Raw genomic sequence first — 6322 nt, forward strand, 5'->3', positions numbered from 1 at the left:
CGCCTGCCGCGTGCGGCAGCGTCGACCGTCCAAGCGAAACGGTTCGCTGAACCGGACCACATGACCCGCGGCCATCGGACTCGACACCTGCGCGAGCGATGGCCGCGTGGCTGTGCATAGAATGTGAAATCACGGTCACTATGAGCTCAAGCTTTAGAGTCGGCGTCTTCGTCGATGCCGAGAATGTCCGCTACAACGGCGGTTTTCAGATGCGCTACGACGTGCTGCGACGCTTCGCCGCACGTGAAGGCGGGATCCTGCAACGCCTCAACACCTACATGGCCTTCGATGCCGAGCGGGCTCGCGAGGACTTGGAGTACAGGAAGAAGGCGCAGACTTACCAGCAGATGGTGCGGGACTTCGGCTGGAAGATCACCGTGAAGCTGGTCCGGCGCTATACTGATGAGAGCGGCAACGTCACCACCAAGGCCAATGCCGATCTCGACATGGCGGTCGATGCCATGCTGCAGGCGAACAAGCTCGATCAAGTCCTGCTGGTGACGGGCGACGGCGATTTTCTTCAGGTCGTCGAGGCGCTGCAAAACACCGGTTGCCGAGTCGAGTTGATGGGCTTCAAAAACGTCTCCCGCCAACTTCAGCAACAGGTCGATGCCTACTATTCCGGATTCCTGATCCCCGACCTCTTGCCGATCTCCTACGAGCCGCGCAACGAGTGGGGCAAACCCGGATCCTGCGTGCGCGGGGTGTGCACCAAGTGGTTCACGGACAAAGGCTATGGGTTTCTGAGGATCATGGACCGCATCTCGCCGGCGCTGTGGGTGACGGATCCACGGGAGGCGGATTCTCCTTACATCAGCGTCTTTTGCCACGTCAACGAGTTGGCCGACGATGTTACCGAAGACATGCTGATGAGCCGTGAGACGGTGCTCGAGTTCTACCTCAACGAGAGCGAGCAGAAGGACAACGGCCTGGTCGCGAGCAATGTCCGACTCGCCTTTTCAGTCAACCGCTGAGGTCCGACGACACACGAGCCATGGCGACGGAGCAAACAGCCAAGAACACACTCTCGGGCCTCGCCTTGCGCCTGGTGCGCGACAACCTGATCTCCGAGCGTGAAGCGATCGCCGCCTACGACGATGCGGCCCGCCGACGGCAAGCCTTCGTCCCTTATCTCGTCGAACAGAAACTGCTCGACAGTCGACGCATCGCCGTCGCGGCCTCGCATGAGTTCGGGGTGCCGCTGCTCGACCTCCATGCGCTTGATTTGCTGAACCTTCCGGTGAACCTGGTCGACGAGCGACTGGTGCGCAAACATCGTGCACTGCCGATCTTCCGGCGCGGCAACCGCCTCTTCCTGGCCCTGTCCGATCCGACCAACGATCAGGCGCTCGAAGAGATCCGCTTCAACACCGGGCTGGCGACCGATGCGGTGCTGGTTGAAGAGGACAAGCTCAAGGCCGCGATCGAGACCGCGATCGAGGCCCAGGACACAACCATGACCGAGCTCATGGACGCGGACCTGGACAAGCTGGAAATCGCCCCGGACGACGAGGACCAGCGCGAAGACGCCGACATCAACATTGACGAAGCACCGATCGTGCGGTACGTGAACAAGGTCTTGGTCGATGCCATCTCGGCGGGCGCCTCGGACATCCACTTCGAGCCCTACGAGAAGTTCTTTCGTGTGCGCTTCAGACAAGACGGCATGTTGCGCGAGGTGGCGAGTCCACCCATGAATATCGCCGGACGGCTGGTCGCGCGCCTCAAGGTCATGTCGCGGATGAATATCGCCGAGCGTCGCGTCCCTCAGGATGGACGCATCAAGCTCAAGGTCAGTCGGACGCGCGACATCGACTTCCGCGTCAATACCTTGCCGACCCTTTACGGCGAAAAGGTAGTCCTGCGGATCCTCGATTCCGCCTCGGCTCAAGTCGGCATCGAGGCCTTGGGCTTCGAGCTCGAACAGCGTAAGGCATTTTTGGAAGCCATCCACAAGCCGTACGGCATGATCCTGGTCACCGGCCCGACCGGATCCGGGAAAACGGTGTCGCTCTACACCGCGCTTAATCTCCTGAATCAACCGGACATCAATATCTCGACGGTCGAGGATCCGGTCGAGATCCAGGTTCCGGGGATCAATCAGGTCAGCATGAATCCCAAGACGGGGCTGACCTTCGCCGCAGCGCTGCGGGCGTTCCTGCGTCAGGACCCGGACATCGTCATGGTCGGCGAGATTCGCGACCTGGAGACCGCGGAAATCGCGGTCAAGGCCGCGCAGACTGGACATTTGGTGCTCTCCACGCTCCACACCAACGACGCCCCGCAGTCGCTGACCCGTCTCGCCAACATGGGCGTGGCACCCTTCAACATTGCATCCTCCGTCCTGCTCATCATGGCGCAGCGTCTCGCGCGACGGCTCTGCCCGCAGTGCAAGGCGCCCGAGGACCTGCCGCGCGAGGTCCTGCTCCAAGAGGGCTTCAGCGCAGCGGATATCGAAGAAGGGATCGTCGTCTTCGGACCGGTGGGATGCGAGCGCTGCACCAAGGGCTACCGCGGGCGTGTCGGTATATTCCAAGTGATGCCCATATCGGAGACGATCCGGCGGCTGATCCTCGAAGGGGGCAACTCGATGCAGCTCGCCGAGCAGGCCCATCGCGAAGGCGTCGCCGACCTGCGTGAATCCGGTCTGCGTAAGGTCAAAGAAGGGATGACGAGCCTCGAAGAGCTCAACCGAGTCACCAAGGAGTGACGAGAACGCTCATGGCAACCGCACTCAAGACGAAGCCGAAACCCAAACCGCAGGCCGAGAAGGCTTACGTCTTCACCTGGGAAGGACGCGACCGGCGCGGGGCCAAGGTGACGGGGGAGACCCGTTCGCCCAGCATGACGATGGTGCGGGCGGATCTACGCCGACAGGGCGTCAGCCCGACGAAGGTCAAGAAAAAGCCGCAACCGCTCTTCAGCGGCAAGAAAAAGATCACCAGCACCGATCTCGCCATCTTCAGCCGGCAGCTCGCGACCATGATGTCCGCCGGCGTGCCCTTGGTGCAGGCGTTCGACATCGTCGGACGCGGTCACGAAAACCCGGCGATGCAGGACTTGATCCTGGGAATCAAGCAGGACATCGAGAGCGGCACCGCCATGGCGCTGGCGATGGGCAAGTATCCGCTCCACTTCGACGACCTGGTCTGCAACCTGGTGGCCGCCGGCGAGCAGGCCGGCGTGCTGGATGTCTTGCTCGACAAGATCGCGACCTACAAGGAAAAGACCGAGTCGATCAAGGGCAAGATCAAAAAGGCGATGTTCTATCCTGTGGCGGTCATCGCGGTGGCCATCATCGTGAGCGCGGTTCTGCTCATCTTCGTTATCCCGCAGTTCAAGGACCTGTTCGCCAGCTTCGGCGCGGATCTGCCTGCCTTTACGCTCATGGTGATCGGCCTGTCCGATGCGCTGCAACAATGGTGGTGGGCTATCCTGCTTGGCCTCGGCGCGGTCGGCTATGTGATCAGCAACACCTTCAAGCGCTCACGCGCGTTCCGCGAGGCAATCGATCGAGCGGCGCTGAAGATCCCGATCATCGGGCCGATTTTGAACAAGGCCGCGCTCGCGCGTTTTGCCCGCACCCTCTCCACCATGTTCGCGGCCGGCGTACCGCTGGTCGAGGCGCTGGATTCGGTCTCGGGCGCCACCGGCAACATCGTTTACCAGAACGCGGTCTTGAAGATGCGCGAAGAGGTCGCGACCGGGCAATCGCTGCAACTGTCGATGCGCCAGCAAGATCTATTTCCGCATATGGTCATTCAGATGACATCCATCGGGGAGGAGTCTGGGTCGCTCGACGACATGCTCGCGAAGGTCGCCGACTTCTACGAGGAGCAGGTCGACAACGCGGTCGACAGCCTGAGCAGTCTGCTCGAGCCGCTGATCATGGTCGTGATCGGCGGCCTGGTCGGGAGCCTGATCATCGCCATGTACCTGCCGATCTTTAAACTGGCCTCGGTCGTTTAAACCGCGCCCGGTCGGAAATCTGCTTTCATCGACCACCGACTCGACGGCCAAGGGGGCCTTACATGGATTGGATTGACGTCTTCGAGCAAACCCCGCTGCTGCTCTATGCGGTCTCGATCCTCGTCGGACTGATCGTCGGCAGCTTTCTCAATGTCGTCATCCTGCGGCTTCCTCGAATGCTCGAAGACGAGTGGTCACGGGACTGCGCCGAGCTCTCCGGCACACCGAGCGCGAACGACCAACCGGAACAAAAACGGCTTTCACTGGCCCATCCGCCGTCGACCTGCTCGCACTGCGGCCATCGGATTCGCGCCCACGAGAATATCCCAGTCTTGAGCTATCTCCTCTTGCGGGGCCGTTGCTCGGCCTGCGGCGCGGAGATCGGTCTACGCTATCCATTGGTCGAGAGCTTCACGGCGCTGCTGACCCTGATCGTCATCCTGCAGCTTGGTCTCGGCTGGCAGACCGGACCCGCCCTCCTGCTCACCTGGGCACTGATCGCGCTCGCCGCGATCGACTTCGATACCCAACTTCTGCCTGACAACATCACACTTCCGCTGGTCTGGCTGGGCCTGATCCTGAGCCTATTCACGGTCTTCACGGACAGTCACTCGGCGATCATCGGCGCTGTCGCCGGCTACCTCAGCCTTTGGTCGATCTTCCATCTCTTTCGCCTCACCACCGGCAAGGAAGGCATGGGCTACGGCGACTTCAAGCTGTTGGCACTTTTAGGCGCCTGGCTCGGTTGGCAATTCCTTCCGCAGATCATCCTCTTGTCCGCCTTGACCGGCGCAGTGCTCGGTGCCGCCCTGATCCTGAGCGGACGCCATGAACGGGGCGCACCCATGCCATTCGGTCCCTTTCTCGCGGCGGCGGGCTGGATCAGTCTGATCTGGGGGGAGCAGATCAACCAGACCTACTTCCAGATGGCGGGGCTCTAAACTGCTTCCGGCACGCCCTGCGCCATTCGCCGATAGTTGGCCGTCGCATGAGCTCAAGGACGTCCCGGAACACCCGGTTTAGACGGGACTCTTTGTGAACGCACCCGCAACATGGCGCACGGATTCGGACCCAGAGATGCTTGTCATCGGCCTGACCGGCGGTATCGGCAGCGGCAAGTCGACCGTTGCTGACGCATTGGCTGCTCGGGGCGCGGGCGTGATCGACACCGATGTCATCGCGCGCGAGTTGACCGAGCCGGGGCAGCCGGCTCTCGCCGAGATCGCCGCCACCTTCGGCACCGAGCTCATCGGGACGGACGGTCGGCTGGACCGCGATGCCTTACGCACGCAGGTCTTCTCCGATCCGGACGCACGCGCCCGGCTGGAGGGCATCCTGCATCCACGGATCAAGGACCGAATGCTCGAGAGACTTGCAGCGCTCGACGCACCCTACGCCGTCCTGGTCATCCCACTCCTCTTCGAGACCAACCAACACACACTCGTCGAACGCGTCCTCGTCGTCGATGTTCCGGAAACGGCACAGCACGAACGCGTGCGGCGGCGCAGCGGCCTGACCCACAGCGAAATCGACCGTATCGTCGCCAGCCAGATCAGCCGCGCCGAACGTCTAGCCCGAGCAGACGACATCCTCGACAACAGCGGCGACCTCCCTGCGCTCTTGGCACAGGCCGAACGCATCCATCGCAAGTACATTGCGCTCGCCGGAGACCGCGCGGATCGCGAGGTCCGTTAGATCGCGCGTGCGCTGTGGCGATCTTCAACTCTTCCGTAACCGCGTCGTCACACGGGCATTGACAGTGGTGCGCAGAGGTATAGAATGCGCGGCTCGCTGAGGGGAAACCGGAAGCGGTGGTGGTCTTGGAGGGGCTGCCGGAGTGAGGGAGAAGAGATGTTGAGGGGTGAGGGAGCGCGAGACGAGGGGTTGACAAGATCCTCGGGAGCTGTAAAATTGTCGGTCTTGGCGGAGTGGAAGTTCGGCGATGTCCGAGCCGAGTCGAGCTGAGAGAGAGATCTTTAACAATCGGGTCATCAGATAATTTGTGCGGGTGCTCCGATGTCGTTTGGATGATTCCAAAGAGACATCGGCAAGCACTTCGGTGACGAAGAGTTTGTTGAGCAAGGAAAGAAGCCGATTGCTTTGGCAATGGGTGACGGTTTGAACTGAAGAGTTTGATCCTGGCTCAGATTGAACGCTGGCGGCATGCCTAACACATGCAAGTCGAACGCGAAAGGGCTTTGGCCCGAGTAGAGTGGCGGACGGGTGAGTAACGCATGGGAATCCACCTCGACGTGGGGGATAACCCGGGGAAACTCGGGCTAATACCGCATACGACCTACGGGTGAAAGGGGGCTTCGGCTCTCGCGTCGAGACGAGCTCATGTCCGATTAGC

Annotated in this window: 5 protein-coding genes and 1 rRNA gene; all 6 read left to right on the forward strand. The window is 61.5% G+C overall.

Translation table 11 applies throughout. From position 1 onward, the window contains the following. The first annotated feature begins 140 nt into the window (after nucleotides 1-140). Nucleotides 141-974 (forward strand): NYN domain-containing protein, encoded by an 834-nt coding sequence (locus AADX97_RS01385; RefSeq protein ID WP_374232695.1) that lies wholly within the window; start codon nucleotides 141-143, stop codon nucleotides 972-974. A 20-nt stretch (nucleotides 975-994) separates the two neighbouring features. After that, the gene (gene pilB / locus AADX97_RS01390; RefSeq protein WP_374232694.1) at nucleotides 995-2710 is read left to right on the forward strand and encodes a type IV-A pilus assembly ATPase PilB; all 1716 of its coding nucleotides are present in this window, start codon (nucleotides 995-997) and stop codon (nucleotides 2708-2710) included. An 11-nt stretch (nucleotides 2711-2721) separates the two neighbouring features. Then, nucleotides 2722-3969: a type II secretion system F family protein gene (locus AADX97_RS01395; RefSeq protein ID WP_374232693.1), complete on the forward strand. Its 1248-nt coding sequence runs from the start codon at nucleotides 2722-2724 to the stop codon at nucleotides 3967-3969. A 62-nt stretch (nucleotides 3970-4031) separates the two neighbouring features. Continuing rightward, a complete protein-coding gene (locus AADX97_RS01400; protein ID WP_374232692.1) occupies nucleotides 4032-4910 on the forward strand; it encodes an A24 family peptidase in 879 nt (292 codons plus the stop codon). Between the two features lie 136 nt (nucleotides 4911-5046). Then, the gene (gene coaE, locus AADX97_RS01405) at nucleotides 5047-5664 is read left to right on the forward strand and encodes a dephospho-CoA kinase (RefSeq protein WP_374232691.1); all 618 of its coding nucleotides are present in this window, start codon (nucleotides 5047-5049) and stop codon (nucleotides 5662-5664) included. Between the two features lie 425 nt (nucleotides 5665-6089). After that, nucleotides 6090-6322: ribosomal RNA gene (locus AADX97_RS01410) — 16S ribosomal RNA — on the forward strand; the annotation flags it as partial.

The sequence above is a fragment of the Thiocapsa sp. C2-2m genome (assembly GCF_041903745.1).
Classification (GTDB): Bacteria; Pseudomonadota; Gammaproteobacteria; order Chromatiales; family Chromatiaceae; genus Thiocapsa; species Thiocapsa roseilacustris.

Excerpts from the sequence above, each read along its gene's own strand:
- AADX97_RS01395 (WP_374232693.1), top strand. The coding sequence starts at position 2,722 with ATGGCAACCGCACTCAAGACGAAGCCGAAACCCAAACCGCAGGCCGAG.
- AADX97_RS01400 (WP_374232692.1), top strand. The coding sequence starts at position 4,032 with ATGGATTGGATTGACGTCTTCGAGCAAACCCCGCTGCTGCTCTATGCG.
- coaE (WP_374232691.1), top strand. The coding sequence starts at position 5,047 with ATGCTTGTCATCGGCCTGACCGGCGGTATCGGCAGCGGCAAGTCGACC.
- AADX97_RS01385 (WP_374232695.1), top strand. The coding sequence starts at position 141 with ATGAGCTCAAGCTTTAGAGTCGGCGTCTTCGTCGATGCCGAGAATGTC.
- pilB (WP_374232694.1), top strand. The coding sequence starts at position 995 with ATGGCGACGGAGCAAACAGCCAAGAACACACTCTCGGGCCTCGCCTTG.